22 protein-coding genes and 1 pseudogene are annotated in these 25,891 nt (G+C 44.6%); 2 read left to right on the plus strand and 21 right to left on the minus strand.

Annotated features, from left to right (window positions below):
• Positions 1-85: 85 nt before the first annotated feature.
• The 7 genes and pseudogenes from H9Q76_RS13900 to H9Q76_RS09830 all read right to left on the minus strand — a co-directional run.
• A pseudogene (locus tag H9Q76_RS13900) lies at positions 86-949 on the minus strand (RnfABCDGE type electron transport complex subunit D); the annotation flags it as partial.
• An 88-nt stretch (positions 950-1,037) separates the two neighbouring features.
• A complete protein-coding gene (gene rsxC, locus H9Q76_RS09805; protein ID WP_249321027.1) occupies positions 1,038-2,354 on the minus strand; it encodes an electron transport complex subunit RsxC in 1,317 nt (438 codons plus the stop codon).
• A 95-nt stretch (positions 2,355-2,449) separates the two neighbouring features.
• Positions 2,450-3,004: a Gx transporter family protein gene (locus H9Q76_RS09810; protein WP_118374134.1), complete on the minus strand. Its 555-nt coding sequence runs from the start codon at positions 3,002-3,004 to the stop codon at positions 2,450-2,452.
• A gap of 17 nt (positions 3,005-3,021) precedes the next feature.
• Positions 3,022-3,378 (minus strand): NusG domain II-containing protein, encoded by a 357-nt coding sequence (locus H9Q76_RS09815; protein ID WP_118374135.1) that lies wholly within the window; start codon positions 3,376-3,378, stop codon positions 3,022-3,024.
• A gap of 77 nt (positions 3,379-3,455) precedes the next feature.
• Positions 3,456-4,832, minus strand: a complete 1,377-nt coding sequence (locus tag H9Q76_RS09820) for a sodium-dependent transporter (protein ID WP_249321028.1) — start codon at positions 4,830-4,832, stop codon at positions 3,456-3,458.
• A gap of 249 nt (positions 4,833-5,081) precedes the next feature.
• The gene (locus tag H9Q76_RS09825) at positions 5,082-5,507 is read right to left on the minus strand and encodes an FKBP-type peptidyl-prolyl cis-trans isomerase (protein WP_118544753.1); all 426 of its coding nucleotides are present in this window, start codon (positions 5,505-5,507) and stop codon (positions 5,082-5,084) included.
• 172 nt (positions 5,508-5,679) lie between these two features.
• A complete protein-coding gene (locus H9Q76_RS09830) occupies positions 5,680-7,350 on the minus strand; it encodes a methyl-accepting chemotaxis protein (RefSeq protein WP_330594634.1) in 1,671 nt (556 codons plus the stop codon).
• 161 nt (positions 7,351-7,511) lie between these two features.
• Here H9Q76_RS09830 and H9Q76_RS09835 point away from each other — a divergent pair, with 161 nt between their 5' ends.
• Positions 7,512-8,711, plus strand: a complete 1,200-nt coding sequence (locus H9Q76_RS09835; protein ID WP_249321029.1) for a helix-turn-helix domain-containing protein — start codon at positions 7,512-7,514, stop codon at positions 8,709-8,711.
• 115 nt (positions 8,712-8,826) lie between these two features.
• Here H9Q76_RS09835 and H9Q76_RS09840 read toward each other — a convergent pair whose 3' ends face one another.
• The 13 genes from H9Q76_RS09840 to H9Q76_RS09900 all read right to left on the minus strand — a co-directional run bounded on the left by H9Q76_RS09840 (position 8,827) and on the right by H9Q76_RS09900 (position 22,761).
• Positions 8,827-9,693, minus strand: coding sequence for an EamA family transporter (locus H9Q76_RS09840; RefSeq protein ID WP_118544750.1), 867 nt, complete (start codon positions 9,691-9,693; stop codon positions 8,827-8,829).
• A 19-nt stretch (positions 9,694-9,712) separates the two neighbouring features.
• Positions 9,713-10,234 carry a phosphatase PAP2 family protein gene (locus H9Q76_RS09845; protein WP_227573037.1) on the minus strand — a complete coding sequence of 174 codons (522 nt, stop codon included), beginning with the start codon at positions 10,232-10,234 and terminating at the stop codon, positions 9,713-9,715.
• Positions 10,235-10,348: 114 nt separating this feature from the next.
• On the minus strand, positions 10,349-11,731 hold the full coding sequence (locus H9Q76_RS09850; RefSeq protein ID WP_249321030.1) for an MATE family efflux transporter: 1,383 nt from the start codon (positions 11,729-11,731) through the stop codon (positions 10,349-10,351).
• 293 nt (positions 11,732-12,024) lie between these two features.
• On the minus strand, positions 12,025-13,218 hold the full coding sequence (locus H9Q76_RS09855; RefSeq protein ID WP_118374141.1) for an ABC transporter permease: 1,194 nt from the start codon (positions 13,216-13,218) through the stop codon (positions 12,025-12,027).
• 1 nt (position 13,219) lies between these two features.
• On the minus strand, positions 13,220-14,095 hold the full coding sequence (locus H9Q76_RS09860) for an ABC transporter ATP-binding protein (RefSeq protein WP_117781340.1): 876 nt from the start codon (positions 14,093-14,095) through the stop codon (positions 13,220-13,222).
• Positions 14,079-14,858 carry a hypothetical protein gene (locus tag H9Q76_RS09865; RefSeq protein WP_249321031.1) on the minus strand — a complete coding sequence of 260 codons (780 nt, stop codon included), beginning with the start codon at positions 14,856-14,858 and terminating at the stop codon, positions 14,079-14,081. The genes H9Q76_RS09860 and H9Q76_RS09865 overlap by 17 nt, the downstream gene beginning before the upstream one ends.
• Positions 14,855-15,376, minus strand: a complete 522-nt coding sequence (locus H9Q76_RS09870; protein ID WP_249321032.1) for an RNA polymerase sigma factor — start codon at positions 15,374-15,376, stop codon at positions 14,855-14,857. Before H9Q76_RS09870 ends, H9Q76_RS09865 begins: the two co-directional genes overlap by 4 nt.
• Positions 15,377-15,440: 64 nt before the next feature.
• Positions 15,441-16,160, minus strand: coding sequence for a M15 family metallopeptidase (locus H9Q76_RS09875; protein ID WP_118544745.1), 720 nt, complete (start codon positions 16,158-16,160; stop codon positions 15,441-15,443).
• Positions 16,161-16,275: 115 nt separating this feature from the next.
• The gene (locus H9Q76_RS09880; protein WP_249321033.1) at positions 16,276-16,869 is read right to left on the minus strand and encodes a TetR/AcrR family transcriptional regulator; all 594 of its coding nucleotides are present in this window, start codon (positions 16,867-16,869) and stop codon (positions 16,276-16,278) included.
• A gap of 32 nt (positions 16,870-16,901) precedes the next feature.
• Positions 16,902-19,139, minus strand: coding sequence for an ABC transporter permease (locus H9Q76_RS09885; protein ID WP_249321034.1), 2,238 nt, complete (start codon positions 19,137-19,139; stop codon positions 16,902-16,904).
• Position 19,140: 1 nt separating this feature from the next.
• Positions 19,141-19,839, minus strand: coding sequence for an ABC transporter ATP-binding protein (locus H9Q76_RS09890; RefSeq protein ID WP_249321035.1), 699 nt, complete (start codon positions 19,837-19,839; stop codon positions 19,141-19,143).
• Between the two features lie 435 nt (positions 19,840-20,274).
• Entirely contained in the window at positions 20,275-21,204 is a 930-nt protein-coding gene (locus tag H9Q76_RS09895; RefSeq protein WP_117781334.1) for a calcium/sodium antiporter, read from the minus strand.
• A 222-nt stretch (positions 21,205-21,426) separates the two neighbouring features.
• Positions 21,427-22,761 (minus strand): MATE family efflux transporter, encoded by a 1,335-nt coding sequence (locus tag H9Q76_RS09900; RefSeq protein WP_249321036.1) that lies wholly within the window; start codon positions 22,759-22,761, stop codon positions 21,427-21,429.
• Between the two features lie 276 nt (positions 22,762-23,037).
• Between H9Q76_RS09900 and H9Q76_RS09905 the strand changes: the two genes are divergently transcribed.
• A complete protein-coding gene (locus H9Q76_RS09905) occupies positions 23,038-24,318 on the plus strand; it encodes an amidohydrolase family protein (RefSeq protein WP_118671554.1) in 1,281 nt (426 codons plus the stop codon).
• A 7-nt stretch (positions 24,319-24,325) separates the two neighbouring features.
• On the opposite strand, the gene cls is transcribed toward H9Q76_RS09905, so the two are convergent.
• Entirely contained in the window at positions 24,326-25,885 is a 1,560-nt protein-coding gene (cls, locus tag H9Q76_RS09910; protein WP_249321037.1) for a cardiolipin synthase, read from the minus strand.
• Positions 25,886-25,891: the final 6 nt, after the last annotated feature.

Genomic DNA, 25,891 nt, shown 5'->3' on the forward strand with positions numbered 1-25,891 from the left:
CTGAAGCATCTTCTGTCTTTGCAGCTTTCTTTGCTTCCTTCTTTGCCTCTTTCGTTGCAAGCTTTGCCTGCTTCTTATCCTTGATCTCGGCACCCTCGCCAAATGCCTTCGGTACGGTTGCACGCTCGATCAGAGGTACTAACAGGTTCATGATGATGATGGAATAAGAAACACCCTCGGTACTGCTTCCAAAGATACGAAGTACAAATGTTAAAAGTCCAAGTCCGATCGCGTAGATTACTTTTCCTGAGGAAGTGATCGGGCTTGTCACATAATCGGTTGCCATGAACCATGCACCAAGCATCAGACCGCCACCACACAAATGTGCAGCCACATAAACCGGTACATTGTAATCCTTCGTTGCTGCATAGATTGCAACTGCGATTGTAAAAGTTCCAATGTAAATCAAAGGAATCTTTGGGCTGATTACCCTCTTGCAAAGCAGATAGATTGCACCGATCAACAGTGCAACCACGGATGTCTCACCAATGGTACCTGCCGTATATCCAAGGAACATGCTACGCAGGTTTACCATGCCGGTAAGCTTGAGTGTTGCAAGTGGTGTTGCAGTTGCCACACCGTCATATACGAAGTTTGTCATATAACGAGAGAACGACAGCAACAGGAAGCATCTAGCTCCAAGTGCTGGGTTCATAAAGTTCTGTCCAAGTCCACCAAAAAGCTGTTTTACAATGATGATTGCAAATGCAGAACCAGCAATCGCCATCCAGATTGGAAGGTTTGGTGGCAGGTTCAGAGCAAGCAGCAATCCGGTTACCACGGCAGAGAAATCTCCAACCGTCACCTTCTTGCCCATACATTTCTGATATAATGCTTCAAACCCAACACAGCTTCCGATACAAACTGCGACCAGCAATGCCGCATACCAGCCAAATATGTACAGACCGAATGCCGTTGCCGGAACTAATGCGATCACAACATCGAACATGATATCCGATGTCGTTGCCTTGCTTCTCACATGCGGGGAAGCAGAGACCTTTAATTTCAAATTTTCCTGTTCCACTTTCTCGCACCTCCTATTTCTTGCGATTCGCCAAAATGGCTTTTCTTGTGCCTGCAATCGTCTGTGTCAGATGGCGCTTCGCCGGACATACATACGAACAACAGCCACACTCACAGCATTCCATACCATTTAACTTCTGGAACTCCTCCAGATCACCCTGTTCTGCCAGTGTCGCAAGCTTGTTCGGCATCACTCTGCCCGGACAAACCTCCACACATCTGCCACAGCGGATACAGTTACTCGGCTCATACTCTGAGACCTCATCCTTCGTCATACATAGAATTGCCGATGAGGACTTCGTAACCGGAATATTCAGATCATAGATGGCTTTTCCCATCATCGGACCACCGGCAATGATCTTCTCCGGATCCTGCAGGAATCCACCAGCTGCCTCGATCAGCTCTGCAAAGCTTGTACCTATCCGTACAAGATAGTTGCATGGTTCTGTAATCGCATCACCGGTCACAGTCACCAGTCTCTGAATCAACGGTTTGCCCTGCCGTACAGCTTCACAGATGGAATACACCGTATCTACATTATGTACGATACAGCCGGCATCTGCCGGAAGCATCTTCGAATTGATATACCGTCCGGTATTCGCATAGATGAGCTGACGTTCTGCTCCCTCCGGATACTTGGTCTTCATGGAATTGACCTTGATGTCCGGATCATTTCCAAGCACTTCCTTCAACTTCTGGATTGCCTTTGGCTTGTTATCCTCGACCGCGATGATTCCCTTTGCTTTCGGGAAGATTGCAAGTGCAAGACGCAAGCCCTCGATCACCTTGTCCGTCTCATCAAGCAGACGACGGTAATCCGATGTCAGATATGGCTCACACTCGGATGCATTCACGATAATGTAATCAATCTCGTCTGCATTCTTCGGTGAGAGTTTGACATTCGTCGGGAATCCGGCGCCACCCATGCCGACAACGCCTGCGTTCTTGATTGCTTCCAAAATCTCTTCCTTTGTAAGCTCCGCAAGTGGCTTCTCATTTTTCACATATTCAATTTTCTCAAACTGATTGTCATTTTCGATCACGATCGAATTGACCTTAGAACCGGATGCAGTCAGTCTAGGTTCCACGGCCTTGACTGTTCCGGATACAGAAGAATGAATGTTTGCAGAAACAAATCCACCGGCTTCTGCAATCAGCTGCCCTACCAAAACACGGTCACCTTTTTTGACAACCGCCTTCGCAGGTGCACCGATATGCTGACTCAGTGGATATACCATATCTCCCTTTGGGACATATTCAATTACATCCTTATCCATCGTAAGTTCTTTCCCTTCGTATGGATGGATGCCTCCTTTAAAAGTTAGTTTCATCGTACTGACCCCACTCTAAAAAATATTTACTACTATTCTAATACAAGTGAGGATTTTTATCAACAAATGTGTCCTTAATTTCACAACTTTTGTGACTATATTCTTATATTTTTTAACAGAAACGAAGCAAGCAATCCGATTGCTACACCAGCGACCGTTCCGGTAATCAACAGGATGAACATATAATAAAAAATACGCACGTTTTCCATCACGCAGACCGCGACCAGGATCTGCCCCAGATTGTGGAAGACTGCGCCTGCAACACTAATTCCTACAAGTCCGAATACCCGGCATTTTTTTAGTGCCGTCATGATCAGGATGCTGCATGCCGCACCGGCCAGACTGTATAGTAACACCGCCATATTTCCGAACAGAACATTCGACAGGATGATACGTCCGACCGAGATTACAACCGTCGACTTCAGATCCAGTTTCTGCAACGCGATGATCGTAACAAGATTGGCAAGACCAAGCTTCACCCCCGGTACCGCCATATGGATTGGCACCAGGCTTTCCAGATACGATAAGATCATGGCTAGTGCAATCAGCACACCGCAGAGTGCAATTTTATGGTTATTATTTAATTGTGATTGGTTATTTTTTTGTCCGTGTGCGTCCTTCACTGTGCTCTGTCTCTTTTCGTCTTCCATGTTTAGTCTATGTCCATCTACTCTTTAATCTCCACTACAAGTTTGTGTGGCAGACAGATGATCGTCTCCCCAGTCTGGCTGATTGCCCGGTGCTTCTCACAGATCTTATCCGGACAGTCTGCATCTTGCACAGTCACACTGCCATCCTGCACAACAACCGTATTAACACCCACCTGCTGCTTTACCTCATAGCTTGCATCCTGGTCAAGTCGCAATGTCTTCACAGAATCACCATCGATCATGATATCAACGTACGCTCCGGGCGTTTCCAGCTTCTTCCACGCAAAAAGTCCTGCCACCGCCAGAATCAGAATTCCGACGATCAGCAGGATATCTGCATGGGATATCAATTTATGCTCCTGTTTTGGTTCCATATCCGATTACCTCTGATTTACCCGAAAACATGTTCCGCAATCATCTGTTTGGCTACGTTCATCATCATATTTTCTTTTTACATTGATATCCAGCCAAATGCATTCGCAACGGAACTAAGCAGAATGATCAGTGCGAAGATCGGGCACAGATATTTTATCATCACGACAAATATCTTCTTCCTCCGGAACTTACTTTCTCCATGGCGGATTTCCTCTTCGATCTTATCAATTCCGACAACGCGTGATACAAGCAGGCTTGTCACAAATGCTGCAATCGGCATCATCACGGAATTTGTCAGAAAATCAAACAGATCCAAAAACTGCATTCCGAGGATCTTCACGAATCCTAGCGGTCCATATCCAAGGCTTGATAACGTTCCGAGTCCAATCATAATCAATCCGATCACAACCGTTGATTTCTTCCGTCCCCAGCCAAGCTCATCCTCAAATGTCGCAACAGCACTTTCCGTCAGGGCAATTGAGCTTGTCAGGGCTGCAAATAACACAAGCAGGAAGAACAAAATCCCGACGCCTGTTCCAAGTCCCATATTCGCAAACACCTTCGGAATCGTGATAAACATGAGCGAAGGTCCTGCCTGCAGCGTATCCGGATCTCCGCCGGAAAATGCAAACACCGCCGGAATAATCATAAGTCCTGCCATGATTGCAATCGCCGTATCAAACACTTCTACATTTCGCGTCGCACCCTCGATGGATGTATCCTTCTTCATATAAGAGCCAAACGTAATCAGGATACCCATCGCAATCGACAGCGAGTAAAACATCTGTCCCATCGCAGCTACGACCGTCATCCATGAGAAATTCTTTACATTTGGTACCAAAAAATATTTCACGCCCTCGATCGCGCCCGGTCTTGTCACAGAATAGATGGCAATCACCACGGAAAGTACAACAAGAACCGGCATCATCATCTTAGATACACGTTCGATTCCGTTTTGTACACCGGCATAAATGATTGCCAGTGTTATGAGACAGAAAATCACAAAGCAAAGCTCCGTCGATACACCATTTGATATAAATGATCCGAAATATCCGTCCTCTGCAAGCTTCGTTCCATTTCCACGGATATATTCTGCCAAGTATTTGATTACCCAGCCGCCGATGACCGAATAATACGGTACAATCAGGATTGGAATGATCGCGTTGATCCAGCCGCCGAAGGAAATCCATTTCTTCTTACCGAAGGAACGGAATGCGCCAACCGGACTTTTCTGCGTCATACGTCCGAGTGCGGACTCCGCAACGATCATCGTGTATCCGAATGTCAGTGCCAGCAGAATATAGACGAGCAGGAAAATTCCTCCGCCGTATTTTGCTGCCAGATACGGAAATCTCCATATATTTCCAAGACCAACCGACGCGCCCGCCGCCGATAACACATAGCCAAGCTTGCCGGAAAAAGCCCCACGCTTCTCTGGATGTTTTCTATTCATGTAACCTACCCTCTACCCTTTCCATATTTGTTTCCATATTTGTTTCCATAGTCGTTTTCCTTTTTGCAAATATACATGGCGGCATCGTAAATATCACGCTGCTATCGAGTCAGGCCACACAGTAAACGCAAAAGCGAACGAAATGACAGTAACATATTTTCCGTGCTTTTTCAATCGTTTTGCGTTACCTTTCCCGTTATTTCATTAAAAAAGCGTGGATACATTTCGTGTCCACGCTTTTTATGATCTTTATTCTGCAGAAAGCAGCTCAATCTTGAAATTCAGTTCCTTACCTGCCATCTCATGGTTGGCATCAAAGGTGATAGTCTCCTTGTCTTTATCCACGACCTTCACCGGAAACTGCTGTCCATATGGAGTTGTCAGATAAACCTGATTGCCAATCTCTAAGTTCTCAGAACCAGGCATATCTTCGAATGCAACTGTGATGATATTCGCCGGATCCGGCATACCGTAAGCTTCTTCCGGCATCAGATGTACATCGACGATCTCGCCGATATTCATATTCTTCACTGCTTCATCGAATCCTTTGATCATCATGCCTGCACCACATACAAACTCGAGTGGCTCGCCGCGATCATAAGATGAATCAAACTTTGTTCCATCGTTGAATGTTCCTGTATAGTGCACCTTACAGCGCTTGCTTTCGTTACTCATATCTATTCCTCCGATTTCATTGAATGTCTTATTCTATCACGAAACAAAAGGAATGGCTAGATGCTTCGATTATTTCTATTATATTATTAAAATCAACGTTTGAAAGCATTCCATCTTTATGTTCTTTCATAACATAACTATCCTTTAAATATAATATTACTCATGCTTCTACCTATTTATTAAATTCAGCCACTTTGATTTCCTGTATCATATTCCGTAAATGATCTGCTTCGTCGTTCATCTCCATGCTCGCCGCAGCGCACTCTTCCGACGTTGCAGAATTACTCTGTACAACATCATTGATCTGCTCTATTCCTTCATTGATCTGCTGTATTTCGACTGTCTGATTTGCAAGCGTATCCGCAATATCGGATACCTCTCCGGTAATAATCTTAGAGTTTTGTGCAATTATCTCCAGCTGCTGTGCAGTCTCCTCGGCAAATGAAACCCCTTTTCCAACCGCATTCACGGATGTTTTGATCAAAGCAGCCGATTCCTTTACTGCCTGTGCACTCTGATCTGCAAGCTGGTTTACCTGATTGGCAACAACCGCAAATCCTTTCCCCGCTTCTCCGGCTCTCGCTGCCTCAATAGACGCATTTAATGCAAGAAGATTTGTCTGTGATGCAATATCATTGATGGTTTCAATAATTTTTTCTATCTGTATGGATGCGTCTTTAATTTCAAGCATAGACTTTACCATCTCACGCATCTTGGCATTGTTTTCCAAAATATCGTCTCCAAGTGCCACTACCTTTGTACTTATCTTACTTGCAGCCTGTGAGTTTTGTTGAACTTGTTCCGAAACATTCTCTACCGTTGCCGTCAGTTCCTCTACCGCTGCTGCCTGGTTCGTTGCTCCATCTGCCAGCTCAGTTGCCCCGGATGACACCTGTTCTGCACCACCGGACACTTGATCCGAAACCGTCTGTATTCCCTTTACCATAGCCGCCATACTTTCTTCAAATGCCATAAAGGAATTTAGGATTCCAACAAAATCTCCCTTCCACTCCACATTCGGCTGCACATCAAAATTTCCCTCTGAAAACAGCTTCATTGCGCGGTCTATATCATCTACATAAGAGCCCAGGATCCGGATAGATTTACGCATGCTATGTGCCAATCGTCCGATTTCATCTTCCGAACGATACTCCAACATGCTGTGTAAGTTTCCTTCTGTCAGCTCCTTTGCAACATCTTCGATGGCATGCAATGGCTCCAAAATGCTCGAAAGTACTTTTTTGCTGGTTTTTCTTGAATTTATCCACGCCAGACTTATAAAGAATATAATGAAGGCAACACCGAAAATAGCACATAATACGGTATTTCTGACTGCCTTATCGCTGGCTATGTCTGTAATATCATCTAATTTCAAAGCAATATCAACTAATTTATTCAATGCAGGGGTACATTTGGTAAGGATATCCTCTACACCTTTTTGGTTCTGTCCCTGTCGTATTTCCTCTATAATGGATGTGCTTATGTCTTCCCAATCGGATAATGCTGTAGCATATTCTGTATAATTTTCTTCTGAGACAACCCCGGTTTCTTTTATTATTTTTAGCTGGGCATCAACATCTGCAAGCAGCTTTGTTATTGTCTTTTCATAGTCATCATAAGAAGCTTCATCGTCATCCAACGCCATTTCCCTTATATTTCTTGCAGCAGCATTTACATTCACTCTGCACATTTTCACTGCTATGTCTGAAGCATTGATTTTCTGCACATAATTCAAAAGATCCGCAAGCAGTACGCCTATCGCTATTATGGAAAGCAGCCCTGAAATAAGCATCAGCATAATTACTTTTTTGTAGCCATAGGCTATTCGTTCCTGTAATGGCATGTTTTCAATTTTCTTTTTTGCATTTTTTGTGTACATAAATCATAGGTTCCTTTCTTATATTTTTTATCCTTCCGGATTCTATCACTATTTTTTTCGTATTTCTTGCACATATGTGTTCACAATAGTATAATTGTGTCCATATTCATAAGGAGGAGCCAGCCATGCAATCCATTGATCACGATTATATTGGTACAATCACCGGCAGTCTGTTCGGAATTCCGACACGTATTTATAAAAACAATACACTTATTTTTTATCACTCCACAGTCAACCTTGTTAAAGATCCTGTGTCTATCTACCAGGCAGACATTTTAAAAATTACTGACCACGTCGGTTATTTCATGACCGCACATTTTTGCTACTATGGCATTGTTAATTCCGATAATTATAAAATTGTAATCGGGCCGACAAGCCAGGTTCCAAACTCCACGCCAACACTACGAGATCTCGCCATGCAATTGGACATACCGGGTGACGATATCGATGATTTTATAATCGCCATGCAGGATATCACCCACATACCATTAGAAAGCCTTATGCAGCTTCTGTGTCTTTTGAATTACATACTGAACAATGAGAAATGCTTCCTTCATGATGTTTTTATTGACGATGCCATACAAAAGCAGTTTATAGAATCAATGAACAAGCATGATGCTGACATGTTTTTCTCCGATGAGACAACTCAAAGCATAACACTCCACAACACTTATGATTTCGAACAGAATGTGATGAATATGGTTCGAAAAGGCGATTATATGGCCTTAACAGGAGTGATTGAGAAATCTACAGCTCTGAAGATTGGTACGATGTCCGACAATCAGCTTCGTCAATTAAAGGATACCTTTATCGCTACAACTACGCTTGTTTCACGTTCGGCTATCCACGGTGGCATGAATCCCGATGATGCATTCACACTGAGTGACAGCTACATACAGAAATGCGAATCATCAAATGATTATTCAAGGATTATCAATCTTCGTTATCGTATGCTCATAGACTTTGCCAGGCGTGTAAACCAGTTACAGGAAGCAGGGGCAAAATCACAGCTTGTTTCAGATGTAGCAAACTATATTGACCATCATATGTCAGAAACGATTACGGTGGAAGCCATGGCAAAAGAATTTTATATGAGCAGATCATATCTCTCAAAACGATTTAAGGCAGAAAGTAATATCACGCTCACAGATTTTATACTTAACCGGAAAACAGAGGAGGCAAAACACCTCCTCCGCTACACAGATAAACCTTTGACCGCCATCAGTCTGGATCTCGGCTTTTCTTCCCCGGGGCATTTTTCCCGTGTTTTCCGAAAATACGTCTCCATGTCGCCGAGTGACTATCGCAAAAAATATTTAAACTGACAAACTACCTGCAACCGACAGAGTATTCACCCCGCATGGAAACAGATTCTACCTTTTTATCAAGAATAAGTCTTGGACTCCCCTGAACTCGGCAGCCTTCTTCATATCCTGAAGATTAAGCTCGCCAGAGCAACAACAGCAGCGTTCCGGCAACAATCAACACTAGACCGATACCCGCCTTTGCCGTTAATTTCTCATGAAATACGACATAGGAAAATGCAATCGTAACTAAGATACTAAGCTTATCGATTGGTACAACCACGCTTGCCGGTCCGGTCTGTAATGCCCGGTAATAACAAAGCCACGAAGCACCGGTTTCAATTCCGGATAACACTAAGAATATCCAGCTTGATTTGTCGATCTGCTTTACGGTATGCTGCTTTCCGGTCACAAACACAACCACCCATGCCATGATGAGTACCACAATCGTCCGGATCGCCGTTCCAAGATTCGAGTTGACATCCTGGATTCCAACCTTTCCAAGGATCGAAGTCAGACTGGCGAATACCGCGGAACCAATCGCATAGATCAGCCATTTGCCATCCTGTTTTTTTTCTTCGGTTTCCTTCTTCTGAATCATAAGATATGTTCCCACACCAATCGCAATCATCGCAGCCACCTTGAGTGGAGACAATGCTTCCCGTAACAGGATAAATGCCAGAAGCATCGTAAGAATCGTGCTCGATTTATCAATCGGTGTTACCTTATTCACATCACCAAGCTGCAGTGCCTTAAAATAGCAAAGCCACGAAGCGCCCGTCGACAGACCGGAGAAGATCAGGAAAAGTAACGTCTTTCCGGATATATCTGCAAGCCCTTTTTGTGCTCCTACAACGAATACCATAATCCATGAAAAGATCAGGACTATAATTGTCCGGATCGCCGTTGCGACATTGGAATCTGTATTCTTAATTCCACATTTTGCTAAGATTGCGGTCAGTCCTGCGAACAGCGCAGAGCCGAATGCAAATGCAATCCACATCGTTATTCCTTCTTTCGTTTTATACCTTTTGTTCTATCCAGACGGTACCGAACCAATGAGTAAGCAGTGCGACGCCAGTACCAATCAGGACTCCGCCCAGTACATCCGATGGATAATGCACACCGACATACAACCGGGATAATCCCATCAGACACGCAAAAACTAAAATCGGAATTCCAAGCTTCTTCGGCAGTTCCCGGAACATCACAACCGCCGCTGCAAAGGCACTTCCGGTATGTCCGGATGGGAATGAATAATCCTTCTGCGAACCGACCAGACTGGTGAGTCCTTCGATCACGTCGTATGGTCTTGTCCGCGCAACGACGTTCTTCAAGATCACATTATCAATCAAAGCCGAGAAGGAAAGAGAAACTAACGCCAGCACGCCGACGCGCCTTGTCTTCTTCGGGATCAGCAATCCCACAGAGAGGACAATCCAGATCATTCCCGCATTTCCAAGTGTCGTAACAAACTTGAAAATCGGGGTCAACACATCATTCCGTATATTATTTTGAATCCATAATAAAATATCTGCTTCCATCGCGATCAAAAATATCTCCAATTATGATAGCTGTCATTGGTATTTGGACATAACTATACTATGTAATTACGTTTACATCAAGTTAAGAGAGTAACTTTTTATTTTTCCAGAATTTTACCCTTTTTTCTCGTCCGTTATCTCTCCAACCCTGTATTTCTTAATTCTCTTCAAAAGCACATAGCCGACCAGACACGAAAGAAACTCTGTAATCGGAAATGCCCACCAGATGAGTGACACGCCCATCTGCCCGTTACGAACGAAGATGGAGAATACACCCGCGAGTGGAAGGATGATTACAAGCTGCCGAAGCAGCGAAATCACGAGCGACTCGATACCACCGTTTAACGCCTGATAGATTCCCTGATACGCGACGTTGACGCCTGCGAAAAGGAAGCTGATCGAGATAATACGCATCGCATCTATAAAATATTCTCTCGACTGCCCTGCATTGAATAATCCGGCAAATGATTCCGGGAAAAGCTCCGTAATCAAAATTCCGACAGCCATCAAAACAATTGTATACATCAGGCCATATCTGATTCCATCATTGATCCGTTTCTTATTTCCTCTTCCATAAGCAAATGCAATGATCGGTGTGATTGCGTCACGAAGCCCAAATGCCAGGAAGAGCACAAACTGCTGTACTTTGTAGAAGAGACCATAGGCTGTCTGGGCGGCCGCGTTGAATTTTAGGATCAGGTTCATCACATACACCATAATAGACATAAGTGCCTGTGCGATGATCGCCGGAAGTCCGATGGAATAAATCTCACGGATAATCCTGCCTTCCGGCTTCATGTAGGATACTCCTTGTTCAAATTCCTTGTTGAATTTCTTATGGAAGATGAATAATAGCACTGCCGATGCAATCTGTCCGATCACTGTTGCATAAGCGGCACCTTCGACGCCCATTTCCGGAACCGGTCCGATACCATAGATCATGATTGGATCAAGAATGATATTTACCACAGCACCTACGACCTGACCAATCGTGGAGTAAAGGGAACGTCCCGTTGCCTGTAGCAGCTTCTCGAACATAGAAAAGAATATAATGCCGAACGAACACACACAGCAGATACGCAGGTAGCCCGTTCCCATAGAGATTACCTGTGGATCAACCGTCTGTGACGAAATGTATGCTTTCACACCAAACACGCCGAACAACAGGCAGACTACATAGATTATCGCTCCAAGAAACAAGCTGTTTCCTGCTACCTTCGCGGCCTTCTGCGGATTCTCCTGTCCGAGCGTCCTTGCCAGAAGCGCATTCGTGCCAACACCGGTGCCGATTGCAACTGCAACCATGAGCATCTGCACCGGAAATACCAGCGTCAGCGCATTCAGCGCAGCTTCGCTACCCACCTTCATATTTCCAACAAACGCACTATCTACAATATTATAGACTGCCTGCAATGCCATGGATAAGATCATCGGAATACCCATCCGGATCATGAGCTTATTCACCGGCATATCCCTCATCTTGTTACTTTCTGCCATTTTTCTAAATCCTCCTTTTTCTGATGCTTCTTCCGCAAAAAAATAATGCGTAACTATCTAAGTAAGTTGGACTTACGCTGATCAGCTACACACTTTTTAATGGCATATAAAAATAAAAACGAGCAGCAAAACTGGATTTACGCAGATTTGCTACTCGTTCGTTTGAATATTATATTTGCTGATTTTGAAAATGTCAAACGAAAATTTATCAATCCGCCACATCATTTATCTCCGGAAAAGCCCATGCTTATCCTCTTATCACTTGCAATACAGAGTAATTTGATAAAAATCAACTACGCTCTCCCATATCGCCGGAAACTCCGGTAAATAAGCGGCAATAGCACGATGGAAAGAACGGTATACATCACCATTACAAGTGGAACCTGCCGGATCACATGCGTTCCAATCTGATACAACAACGGCACCCTGACGCTTGCTTCCACATTTGTAAGGATCGTCGGAATCAGGTTGAACACCTTTGTATAGCTGGACAATACCCGCCCAATAAATGGTAGTAAGCAGTACAGAAAAAATGGAATGCAGACAGCAACACTGATCGTATGCATCTTCGCCGCTACCAGCATGGCTAAAGACGCTGCAAGCAGACTTGCAATGTAACCGCATGCTACTGTCAGTGCGTAATATTGTCCATATGTCATGATGTAGATGCTATATGCTTCCGACATCTGGTACGGTGTATGCATGCCACTGGTTCCCATAATGCCAAAGCTGATTGCACTTAACAGGACAATTCCTGTCCAGTAGATCATCGTTGTCGCAACGACGCCTGCCAGTATCTTGTTTTTAATTGCTTTGGATCTTCCATACTTCGAAGCAAAAAATACCGCATCCGCCTTTGTCTGAAAATCGTCCGCAAATATCCCGGCACAGATAAATCCAACCAGAATCGCCAGCACAATCGAATATGTCTCCGCATACATGATCATCGTATCCCATGCACCATAGGATTCGTATTGGAGCGGCAATATAATCTCACTGTATTTCTTCTCCAGATAATCTTTCTGTTCAGGAGTCTTTCCATACTGATCTGCCATCCATTTCATATTTCCCCGATACCACGTATAGAAATCCTGTACGGAATCCTCCGTCACCGAATCCAAAACTGTCTCATCGTATCCCGCATCCGGTGTCAGCACAGATATCATGAAATTTAGGATATCATCGATTGGCTGATATAGTGTCCCATAATTTGCATCCTGCTCCTCTTGGGATTGTGCCATCACCGCTTTATACTGTACAACAATCTTCGTAAGTTCTGCTTCCGTCAGAGCCCCTGCATACCCATTCTTATTTTCTACAAGCTTTCTCGTTGCCAGCATTCCTGTGCTGACCGTTCCATGCGCATCCACATACCGGTTGCTAGTCGCAGCAAATCCACTAAACACTGCTGCCAATATCACCATCAGTCCAACGGCAAGCACATTTAACTTCTTTGAAAAAATCCGTTTCAACTCTAATTTAAGCATCCTATCGTTCCTCCGATTTTTCCCCGAAATAAAGCAAAAATGCATCTTCCAGATTCTTCTCTGTCAGCACAGCTTCCGCCATCGGCTTCTCCTTCGATATGATCCGAAGCTCTGCACCATTTTCGGATGTTTTGATATTTCCGACCAGATATTTCCGCATATAGTTCTCGACCATATTTCTCGGCACCTGACACAGCCATACACGTTCCTGCATGGATGCAAGCAACTCTTCCGCGGTTCCTGTATAGCAAAGCATTCCATCCTTCATCAGCATGATTTCATTTGCAATATATTCAATGTCCGACACGATATGGGTAGATAACAATACAAGACGGTTCTCGGACAGCTCACTGATCAGGTTGCGGAACCGTATCCGCTCGTTCGGATCAAGTCCTGCTGTCGGCTCATCTAACACTAAAATCTTTGGATCGTTCAACATTGCCTGCGCAATCCCCACGCGCCGGACCATTCCGCCAGACAGATGCTTCATCTTCCGTTTTCTGAACTTCCACATATCTACCTGCTCCAAAAGCTGTTTTATTCTCCTGTTGGCAAATGCTTGCTTTAGTCCCTTTATCGAAGAAATGTACATCATATAATCATACACATTCAGATCGGGATAATACCCAAACTCCTGTGGCAGATATCCAAGCACCTCCCGGTAAGCACTACCAAGCTTCCAGATTTCCTTGCCATTCCATAGAATCTCTCCTTCCGATGGCTGGATGATCGTACACAGCATCCGCATCAATGTTGTTTTCCCTGCGCCATTGACTCCGAGCAATCCGTAGATGCCCTGTTCCATAACACAGTTTACTTCCCGGACGGCGGCTACCTCGCTATATCGTTTTGTTACATGCTTAAACTCTAATTTCATTGGTGTAATCCTCCAACATTTTCTCATCGAAAGTCAATGACTTCCGAACACAATACACAACATATACAAATGTCAGCAACAGCATCGCTTTCCAGACCGGAGATGCAATCCTCTGATAGACCGCATCATTTACAACAATCATCGTCCAGACTGCCACCCATAGCAGACATAGCATCACGGCAACATATTCTGACCGTTCCCATCTGCTATACAACACGCGGAAGCAGATGCAACAGGACACATTGACCGGAATTAAGAAGTTCACAACCAGATTGTTCAGGGTAAGTGCCGTTGTCCGATATGCTACCGCCAAAAATATCATGACAATCAAGAAGTCCACTGCTGCAAACAACAGGACTCTCGCCGCACAGATCCGGCGAAGCGTATAATACGATGCCTGTTCCACCTCGACGGCACCGTTTCTTCGGTTTTTCCAGACTTCCGGAACGATCAAAATCACAAACATCGTTGCGAAAATTCCCATAAGTCGCATTGTCTCTTTCATGTCGTTGGCATTGTTGCTCAGCCACAGCCATAGATACAGAAGCACTCCGCCCTGCAACACCCACCATCTTTTTTTTATGAACCGTGACTGCTCATATAAGAATTCAAAATACGATGTCTTCTTTGATTCCATCTGGAGTGCCTGTTCTGTCAGAATATCCTGACACACCTTTATCGTGCATGCCCCCGCTTCTTCCCGTATACATGTCTGCTGTACGAAATCTCTATATTCCTGTATCCGTTGTCTGTAAGCTTTCATTCTTCCACCTCCAATTCTTTGATCAAAAGCTCCTTCGCCCGTCCAATCCGGTATTTCACCAATGAGAGCTTAATCTGGAGCAATCCTGCGATTTCTCTTTGCTTCAGCTCCTGAAAGAACGACAAAATCGCAACTTCCCGTAGCTCCTCCGGCAGCTTCCGCACCGCCTGTTCGATATCCAGCCGGATACCAACCGTGTCCACACGATTTTCGGATTCCGCCTCTGGCAGTTCTTCTAGCGGAATATCCTTTTTCTTCTTATAATAATTTTTCACTACATTTCCGGCGATCGTATACAGATAATTTTTTACTTTGCCATATTCCCTGTATCGTTCTAAGCTTGCAAAGGCTCTGACAAACACTTCCTGTGTCAGATCCTCTGCTTCATAGGTGTCATATATATGCAGCAAACAGTACTGATAAATGCTTGGATAATATTTCCTGACCAGTCTCTCACATGCCTCCTCATCCCCGGCTCTCGCCCGGTGCACCAGCAGAAAATCGCTTGTAGACTCCATTCTCGCTCTCACCTCTTTTCTATCCCCACTTACTATAACAACATATGCGTCAGAAAAGTCAGTTTTATTTATATTTTATCAGATATTCTTCCAGACACAGATTTTCCTGCTTCATCGTTCTTGCTGCATCCTTTCCCACATACCGGTAATGCCACGGTTCATTGTTGATGGATGTAATGTCTGTCTTATCTTCTGGATAGCGTTTCACAAATCCGTACTTATATGCATTTTCATCCAGCCACTGATAGACAGCATCCGATGAACATTTGGATGTATCCGCGTTGATATCCACACTGAGTCCTAACTGATGCTCGCTCGTCCCCGGAATCGCAACATACTCCTCCGCTTTCTTCTTCGCCTCTTTCTTCGAGCAGCCCTGATTTTCATATTCTTTGATTCGATCGTCCATGATCTGTTGCTGCTCCTTTGTTGTCCGATACCCTTCCCGCACAAACAGCGCAAGTCCCGCCGCTCTTGCATCATCAAACATCTGCTGTAGCTCCGGATAGATCCTTGAATCCACCTTTTCCCCATTGGATAATTCGGTCAGTTCCACCTGATAATTGGCAGGAATGTAATGATCCCGATCAACAAGAATTAGATTCCATGCGCCTGAAGTATCTGCCACCTGCTTTTCCGAATGAAATACCATGAGCAATGTGCGATCTCCACCACGGATTGAATAGTATGCGATCAGACCAGTGATCAATATTAGCAAAGTCACGAGTACACGCGCTACCGCTTTGTAGCTCTGTTTCTTTTTGTGTCTTGCCTGTTTCTTCATACTGCACCTTTCCTTTCATTCCTTTGTCATTCATATATAACAACCGGGAAACCGGAAAAGTCAGTCTTATTTTCAGGGCATAAAAAAAGGAGCTGATCGCTCCTTTTTCATAACTTTATTCCGTTCTTCCGAATATCTCATACAAGATCAGATCCCGCATGCGTTCCATCGTGACATCAAACACCGCCTGATGCAACATCTCTTTTCCTTCTGCGGCAAGCACATAGACCTTAATCAGATTCGCCACAAGCGGAATATTCACATCCGGGCGGATGCCTTCCATATGCCGAAAGAATTGAATACTTGTCTCGGTCTCTTTCTGCAGATCCGGTCTTACCTGTTCCGGAAGCATCTCCAGCAGACGCTTCTCATCCTCCGGTGTCAGACTTGGAAATACACTGTACCTCTCATCAATCATCATCTTCAGATACGTGCGCGTCTCTGCCGGGCCAGCCTTTTCCTTGCCATTTAATGCAATCCGGATCAGCTCCGGAATCTTTCTTCTCCGGTATTGCAGAACCTCATACACATATTCTTCCTTCGACGCGAAGAAATTATAGAACGTACTCACACCGATGCCGGCTGCCTCCGTGATCTTAGCAACCGACATATGTGTCATTCCATACTGCTTCAACAAATCAAACCCTGCATCCAGCATTTTCTCTCTATACTCTGCCCGTTCTTCCTCCGTAAATACCCGTTTTGCCATCTGTATCCTCCCAAAAAAGCTTCTGAAGAAATCTACTCGTTTCTGTTATTTTCCTTCAAAGCTTCCACCATGTCAATCCTTGATATTTTTTTCTTCTGGAGAAGAAGGGAAATCTCATAGACGACCCATGTAAGTACGAAACCAATCACCAACGTTCTGGCTGTGAGAACCGGTGACAACAGCATACCATAATTTTCGATTGTATCCGAATAACCGACCTTGACAAACATATATGCAGCCGGGATTCCAATCAGATATCCGATGCATACCAGAATATGATTGACATTCAGTACCCGGTTGGAAATCTCTTTTTGGCTGAAGCCAAGCACCTTCATAACCGAGATATTGGTTGCAGTTTCTGCGACGATCATGTTGATGATCAGATACAGCACAAATACTCCAAGCACAACACCTACGATCTCAAATATAACCATGATCGTATGCATCGGTCCCATCATATTCTCCATCGTGTCTGCTGTGACAGTCATCGTTGTCTCGCTTGCCACGCGGTCTTTGTTGAGTGACAATACATCCTTATCTATAATGCAGTTATAGGCATCACTGTCTACACCCGCCAGCGCCGTTGCATTTTCTCTTCCTGTGTACAGATAACAATGCGTATTGTCCGTCACGATGCCACTGATTGTTACCTTATGTTCTTTCAGATCTGCAATATTGCTGAAGGTAAGCGTATCACCTGTCTTTATACCATAGGTCTGTGCAGCCGCACTTGTCAGATAATATTTGTCCAGATCAAGCGCGTCACCACCGTCCGTCTTGTCCGGGAAATATTTCGAATCCTTGCTGATTCCCTGTGCACAAAGCTGTATGGTGTTTCCCTCTACCTCATAGTAATTCTGGAACAACGCCTCGCCCTGCTCCGGCGTGCCTTCCTCTAACGAATTCAGCCGGTACAGATATTCGTACTTGATAGAGCTTGTAAGTCCTCCATGCATCAGCGTATCCAGACTGTCTTTCATAATAAATCCGGTCAGAATACAGAATGCAGCGACAGCCACACCAAATGCCGTTACAATGCTTCTTCCCGGATGTCCGATCACGCTCCGCACCCGCATCTTTGTCTGTGTCTTTGCATGACTCTTCTTCATCACGCCAACTGTCTTCGTATCTTTTCCTGTGTTTCTTAAGAGATCGACCGGTGACTTCTTCAAGAGCTTTGCCGCCTGGATTGCGATAGCCGCACAGTAAAGGACGGTTGGTACAACCAGTGCTATAACGATCGATGGTACATTGTAGGCCGGTGTATACGTAAGCTTTTCAAAATCATATTCGATATAGAATTTGCACAGTACCCCGGTCAACGGAATGGACACAATCAAGCCAAGTACACTTCCAACAACTCCCGGCAGTACCCCATACCGCATATAATGTCTTATGATCTGCTTCTTGGAAAATCCGAGTGCCAGAAATGTTCCAAGCAGATACTGTTCCTGTCTGATATTTCTTCCAAGCACCATAACAACAAGCGTGATAATAATGATGAACATAACCGGTGCATACATGGTTGCCATGTTCGTAACGGCATCTCCCTCATTGACCGGCATGGAGATTCGTGTGTTCGTGGTTGCCGCCATATAGCTTGCAATCACATAACCTTCATTTAACTTCTCACGGACTTCCTTGGAATTATCCTTGTTGTATTTGATAGAATAATAGCTTGTCTCATCTGCATCAATCTTGTCATATTCCTTGCGATCGACTACGACAAGTGCAAATTTCTCACTATCAATATAGCCGGACAGTTTATCAAGCATATAGATATAATCTGCCTTCGTCGTGTAGGCAGATACTTTATAAGCATACGCCCCAAGGGAAATCGTATCTCCAACCCGGATGTCATGCATATCCGCAAAATCCTGTGTCAGAAGTGCTTCCCCGTCACCCGGTTCGTGTCCGTCCCGCACCTCACAGAGGTTCAGCTTCTCCGGCATCGGGAATACACGGATCGTAGCTCCTTTTAAATCCCCACTTTCCACATTTACATCCTTATACCGGCTGTGTTCCAGTATCACATCATATTCCTGTTCGAGCTTCTCCATATCTGCATCGGACAACGGCTGATAAGTGACAAACTCCGCATTCTCCGCCTTATAGTCCTTCACAAAATCATCCACAACCTTTGTCAGTGTGTATCCGGTTGACACCGCGGCGACAATCACCATAGATGTCAGCATCGTAAGAATGATACTGATAATATAAAACGCGATGTTTTTCTTTATGCTGCGCCCAGCTCTCTTATTGATCGTCATATTACAACTCCATCTCCTCTACTCGTTTCTTATCTACATTCTTCTGATTGGATACAACCTTGCCATCCGTGATCCTGATGATCCGGTCTGCCATTCCGGCGATGTTCAGGTTGTGTGTAATAATCACGACCGTTGTCTTATAAGTATCATTCATTTTCTGTACACGCTGCAATACATCCTTTGAGGATTTCGTATCAAGCGCACCGGTTAACTCGTCGCAGAGAAGGATATCCGGCTTCTTCACCATTGCCCGTGCGATGGCGACACGCTGCTGCTGACCACCGGAAAGTTCCTTTGGAAAATGTGTCTCATACTTCTTCAGTCCGAGCTCTTCGATCAGTGTGTCGGTACTGAGCGGCTCCTGCACAAGCTCTGCTGTCATCTCAATATTCTCACGCACGGTCAAATCCGGTGTCAGATTATAGGACTGGAATACGAATCCAAGCTTCTCCCTCCGATACAGTTCCAGCTCTTTGGCAGACATCTTCTCCAAGTCCGTTCCATCTACCAGCATGCTTCCCTCTGTCACCTTATCCAGACCGCCAAGGATATTCAGCAATGTACTTTTACCACTTCCACTCGGACCTAAGATCACGGCGATCTCGCCCTTCTCTACCCCAAACTCGGCATGATCGAGCGCGAACATCGTTGCTTCTCCCTTTCCGTATTTCTTTACCAGATTTTTTCCTTCTATAAACATTCTGCGTCCTCCCTGCTATATGCGAACATTTTTGTTATTTTATTCGCATATATGTTAGTTCTAACTAACTTATTTGTCAAGAGGTTTTACGAATGTTTTTTGTTTTTTATTCGCATAGTGTACGTTTTTGTATAAATTGGTTGATATAGATGACTGTTGCAGTGTGGTTTTTGCATGAATTTGGGGATATTGTTGACTGCTGTTGGGTGACTTTTTCTGATTGCTACTTTTTTACCCAACTATCTCTCATCTTTATTGGTGGGTTTGGGGAAATTTTTTGAAATTAGATTTTTTCACCCAGTGAAATTACCAGATTAACAATTATCATTGGGGGGATTTTTCGAATTACGAAAAATCCCCCAACCAGCTTGCTATATACATACTTTTATTGGGGAGAAAAAGTCAAAGAAAAAGAATTTCCCCAACACACATCCTTTACATCATACACAGATACACGAAATACGCCACATAACATAGCAGCATGAAGATGCCGCATGGACGCCGCAGCTCCTTATGCTTATATGTTCCGATCCACAAGATCGCACCAACTACAACCGCAATGATCGTATCTATGATGAATTTGCTCTCAAATGGCACTGTACAGATGAGTGCAGTTGTACCGATTACGAACAGGATATTGAAAATATTGCTGCCCACGATATTTCCGATTGCGATTCCCGCATTTCCTTTCCGTGCTGCTGTGACAGATGTCACAAGCTCCGGAAGTGAGGTGCCAAGTGCTACAATCGTAAGTCCGATAAACCGCTCGCTCATACCGAAATACCGTGCGATTGCAGATGCTCCGCTGACTGCGAAATCGCTTCCCTTTACAACGAGCACACCACCGATCACCATGAAAAGAATACATTTCCATACCGGGTAATCCTTTGTTTCGCCTTCTTCCTCATTGGTTCCTTTCTTCGCCATCACAAACAGATAACCAAGATATAACAGGAACAAAACCCAGAAAATAATACCTTCTACGAATGTCACTTCCCCACCGGTTATTCCAAATACCAGTAGTATAATCGTTACTACCATCATAAATGGTATCTCATAACGAAACGTTGACGTCTGGATCGCTACATTCGTGATCACCGCTGTCACACCAAGAATGATCAGAACATTCAAGATATTACTTCCCACGATATTTCCAATCGTGATTCCCGCATTCTTCTGCAGCGCCGCCGTGATACTAACCGCCGCCTCCGGCATACTCGTTCCCATCGCTACAATCGTCAGACCGATGATAAGCTGCGGAATCCCGAGCTTCTTCGCGATACTCGCCGCCCCCTCCACAAACCAGTCTGCCCCCTTCACAAGAAACAAAAAACCTACCAACAAAATAACAACCTTCAAGAACATCCTTTCTACCTCTCTTTCTTTGTTTTATTTTGCAGTAGGTATAAAAAAAGAGACTCCTACTGCGTAAACAGTAAAAGTCTCGCTATTTCATCACTTTCCGAGTTATATGTTTCAATAACTGTCTTGACGAAGAAGTGAACCGCAACCGGCAAGCTACTCCCTTTTTATATGTGTATTCTAACAGATTGATTTTTATGAATCAAGTACCAAAATAAATTTTGCTTATCGCGATATTTTATCACTTTTTACAATCAGTATGGATACAATCATAACGACTATCTCGGTAATTGGAAACGCAATCCAGATTCCCCATATATGGAACAACAAATTGCAGACCCACATAACCGGAAGAAGCAGAACTGCCTGCCGCAGCAATTGAATCACAATACTCTGTATCAGTTTGTTCGTCGACTGCGCATAGGTAGCAGCCATCGTTGAAATCCCACTGAATATAAATCCGATTGCCATAATCCGCATAGCCGGAATGCCGAACTCCCGCATAGCTTTTGATGCAGAAAACAGTGCTAATATCTGATTGGGGAAAACCAACACCAACAATGTTCCAACTGCCATCATGCATGTCGCAATCTTTCTTCCACTGCGATACGACTGCTGTAACCGATCTTTCTTTCCCGCGCCATAATTGAAGCTCATAATCGGCAGGCATCCCTGAATCAGACCATTTACTGTCATAACAATCAGCTGCTGCACCTTGAAATACGCGCCGAAGAACGCCACTGCAGTGTCTGAATATGCTACCAGAAATATATTTACAAAGGTCACCATAAATGATCCAAGCGCATTCATGATAAAGGACGGCAGTCCGCTGGCAAACACATCACCTAACATCTTCCCCTCAATGCGGAATCCCTGGAACTGCAGACGCACCTTCTGCTTCGTAAACAGAATCATAACCAATGCGATCAACATGGATAAAGTATATCCAAGCACCGTGGCAAGTGCCGCTCCTGCGATTCCCATTTTCGGGAATGGTCCAATCCCGAAGATCAACAACGGATCAAATATAAAATTAAATACAACTCCCGCAATCTGAAACCACATTGGAGCAAGCATATTTCCGGTCGCCTGCAACTCTTTCTGAATTAGAATATGCACCATATTCGGGATCTGCATAAATGCACATATCTGCATATAGGTCATGCCATAGGAGAATATCTGCGCATCATTTGTAAAGGCACGATAGTACGGCTTCATGATTGCAAGCACGAACAGGTTCACGCATATTCCAAGAATCACAGAGACAATCAATCCAAGTGTTGCTACGCGGTCTGCCTTCTCCTGCCTTTTCTGTCCGAGATAACTGGCTATGCGTACATTCACACCGACGCCTAGCCAGATAGACAACGCATTCATCAAAGTTGTAATCGGGAAAGACAACGAAACTGCAGCCAACGCCTGCTCGTTGATTTTTGCAACAAACATACTATCCACCAGATTGTATGAATACTGCAAAAACATAGAGAATAACGGCGGCATGGACATCTGCAAAATCAGCTTATTTATCGGTTCCTGTCCCATTTTGTTATCCGTTTCCATAGTACCAGCTCCTTTCCAAAATAAAAAGTCACACCCAAACAAATGGGTGTGACGAAAATATTCATTAGAAAAATTCACACAAATTTTCTGCGCACAGTATAGCACAGGTGTATTCAAAATGTAAATATACATGTTCACTCATGCCACAGCCGGAATCCGCGACAGATACCCGTTTCAGAATTGTCAATTTGCATGACATTCCTGCGATTCCGAATATTGCCAGATCATCTCCAACTATTGTATAGTGGACATAGAATTAAGAACGGAGGGCTGCTTATGAATTACGCATTTACAAATGGAAAGATACTGGATGGAACCAAAGACATGCAGGTGCAGACCGGACTTTGCATCCTCGTACAGGATGGCACGATCACCGATATCGTACCGGATACAACCGACCTTGCCGGCTACAAAACCATAGATTTACAGGGACGCTATATCATGCCCGGACTCATCAACATGCATGTGCATCTTGCCGGAAATGGAAAGCCACAGAAAAAACAGCGCGACAATGAAAAACTCGTAAAGAAGATAATGCGTTCTTCCCTGACACGTGCCATCGCTTACAAGATGGTTTCCGGCTTTGCGAAGGATGAACTGTTAAGTGGTGTCACGACGATCCGGACGGTCGGCGGACTCGGAAGCTTCGACACCCGCCTGCGGGATGAGATCGCTGCCGGAACAAAGGTTGGTCCGCGTATCCTTGCCGCCAACGAGGGCATCTCGGTTCCAGGTGGACACATGGCAGGTTCGGTTGCGATTGCCGCTGCCTGCATCCCGGAAGCACTTGCGCATCTCGAACAGTCAAAGAAGGAAAAGGTTGATTTAGTGAAGCTCATGATTACCGGCGGTGTGTTAGACGCCAAAGAAAAGGGTGTCCCGGGCGAGCTGAAGATGTCGCCGGATATGGTGCGTGCCGTCTGCGACAAAGCACATGCCGACGGCTATATCGTTTCCGCCCATGTGGAATCTCCGGAGGGTGTCCGCGTGGCTCTGGAAAATGGTGTCGACTCGATCGAGCACGGTGCGAAGATGGATGATGCGATGATCGAATTATTCAAGGAACGCGGTGCATTCCTCTGCACAACGATCTCACCGGCTCTGCCATATGCGCTCTTCGACCGCTCTATCACAAATGCGACCGAAGTCGAGCAATATAACGGCAATGTCGTATTCGAAGGAATCGTGGATTGCTCCAAGAAGGCACTGGCAAACGATATTCCGGTTGTACTTGGCAATGATGTCGGCTGCCCATGGATCACGCAGTACGATTTCTGGCGTGAGCTTTATTACTTCCACAAATACGCAGGTGCCTCGAATGCATTTGCACTTTATACGGCAACCGCGCGAAGCGCCGAGCTTGCCGGAATCGGCGATATCACGGGATCGATTGAAAAGGGGAAAGCAGCCGATCTGATTGTCACTGCGAAGAATCCTTTAGATGATCTGCGTGCACTCCGCAACGTAGATATGGTGGTTGCCAGAGGCACGATCATCGACCATCCGAAGATTAAAAAGAAAAAACAGGTGGAAGCAGAACTGGATAAATTCCTGTAAAATACTTCTACAACAGTCCTGCAAATAACCGCATGAATAATTGTCCCAGACGCAGATACGCACTGCGTCCGGAACAATATTTTTCTGTCACTTCCCTGCTCTCCTGCATCGTTTTCTCCAGATCATGCCGGATAGATAATACAGCAGGATTGTCAACTATGAAACAGCCGTTCTCAAAATGATGATACAGGCTCCTGTAATCCAGATTGATTGTTCCGCAGGTTGCCATACAATCATCTGCCACACTCATTTTCGCATGGCAAAATCCCGGTGTCCACTCATAGATCCGCACTCCATGCTTAACCAATCCGTGATAAAACGAACGCGTAACGTTGTAAATCAGCTTCTTATCCGGAATTCCCGGCGTGACAATCCGTACATCCACGCCCCTCTTTGCTGCCAGACATAATGCATGTGTCATCTCATCCGTGATAATGAGATAAGGTGTGATAAACCAGCAGTATTTCTCTGCTTTATTTATGATACTGATATAGACTTCCTCTCCAACCTGTTCATCATCGGTTGGAATATCTGCATACGGCTGCACGAAGCCAGCCTGTCTTGCCCGGTAGCCGGACGGTGTAAGGTATTTCTCAACATCCACATCATCCGCATCCTTGTCACTCACGGCGTTCCACATCTCCAGAAACGTCACGGTCAGGGATTTTACCGCATCTCCTTCCAAACGAATACCTGTATCCTTCCACATACCGTATGGCTGGGTCATATTAAAATACTCATTTGCGAGATTATACCCTCCGGTAAATCCTACCTTACCGTCAATCACCGTAATCTTACGATGATCCCGGTTATTTAAAAACATATTTAATCCAGGGGTAAATGGATTAAACACTCTGCACCGGATACCGACTTTTTCCATCTTTTTAATAAAATCTGTATTGATAAATCCAATTGACCCCATATCATCATAGAATACGCGGACTTCCACTCCCGCCTTTACGCGGTCTTCCAATACTTCCTGTACCATATGCCACGCTTCCGCATCCTCGATTGCATGATATTCCATAAAGATAAAATGTTCTGCCTTCGCCAGATCTGCAAGCTGCGCATGAAGCCCCTTGATTGCTTCATCATAATATGTGATATCTGTATTCCGGTACACCGGATAGCTTGAATTTCTCTGTATATACGTGGAGATACTTCCGGCTTTGGGGAGTTGCAAACGTAATCTTTCCAGATTATCTCTGTTAGCCGGAATCAATGGGAAAAGGCGGCTGTCGATTTTCTCATACCGTTTGCGCATCTTCCGTGTGCCACCATTTAAACCAATCAGCAGATATAACGCAACACCCATGATCGGGAATATCAGTATCAGAATAATCCACGGCATCTTCATGGATGAGGTCTGATCTGACGCATATAATGCCAATACAAGGATTGTTCCAAGCAAACGTGTCAGAAGATTTACAATCTCTGCATATTCGTTCAGTCTTGTTATCATGGAGACCATAAATATAACTTCAAGCAAAATACACACGGCACAAAAACATAACCGTTTAATCCCGTTTTTTGTTTTGGCTTTCCCTTCTAACGTATTTTTCTGCATAATAAT

The organism is Wujia chipingensis (assembly GCF_014337155.1).
In the GTDB taxonomy this organism is placed as follows: Bacteria; Bacillota; Clostridia; order Lachnospirales; family Lachnospiraceae; genus Coprococcus_C; species Coprococcus_C hominis.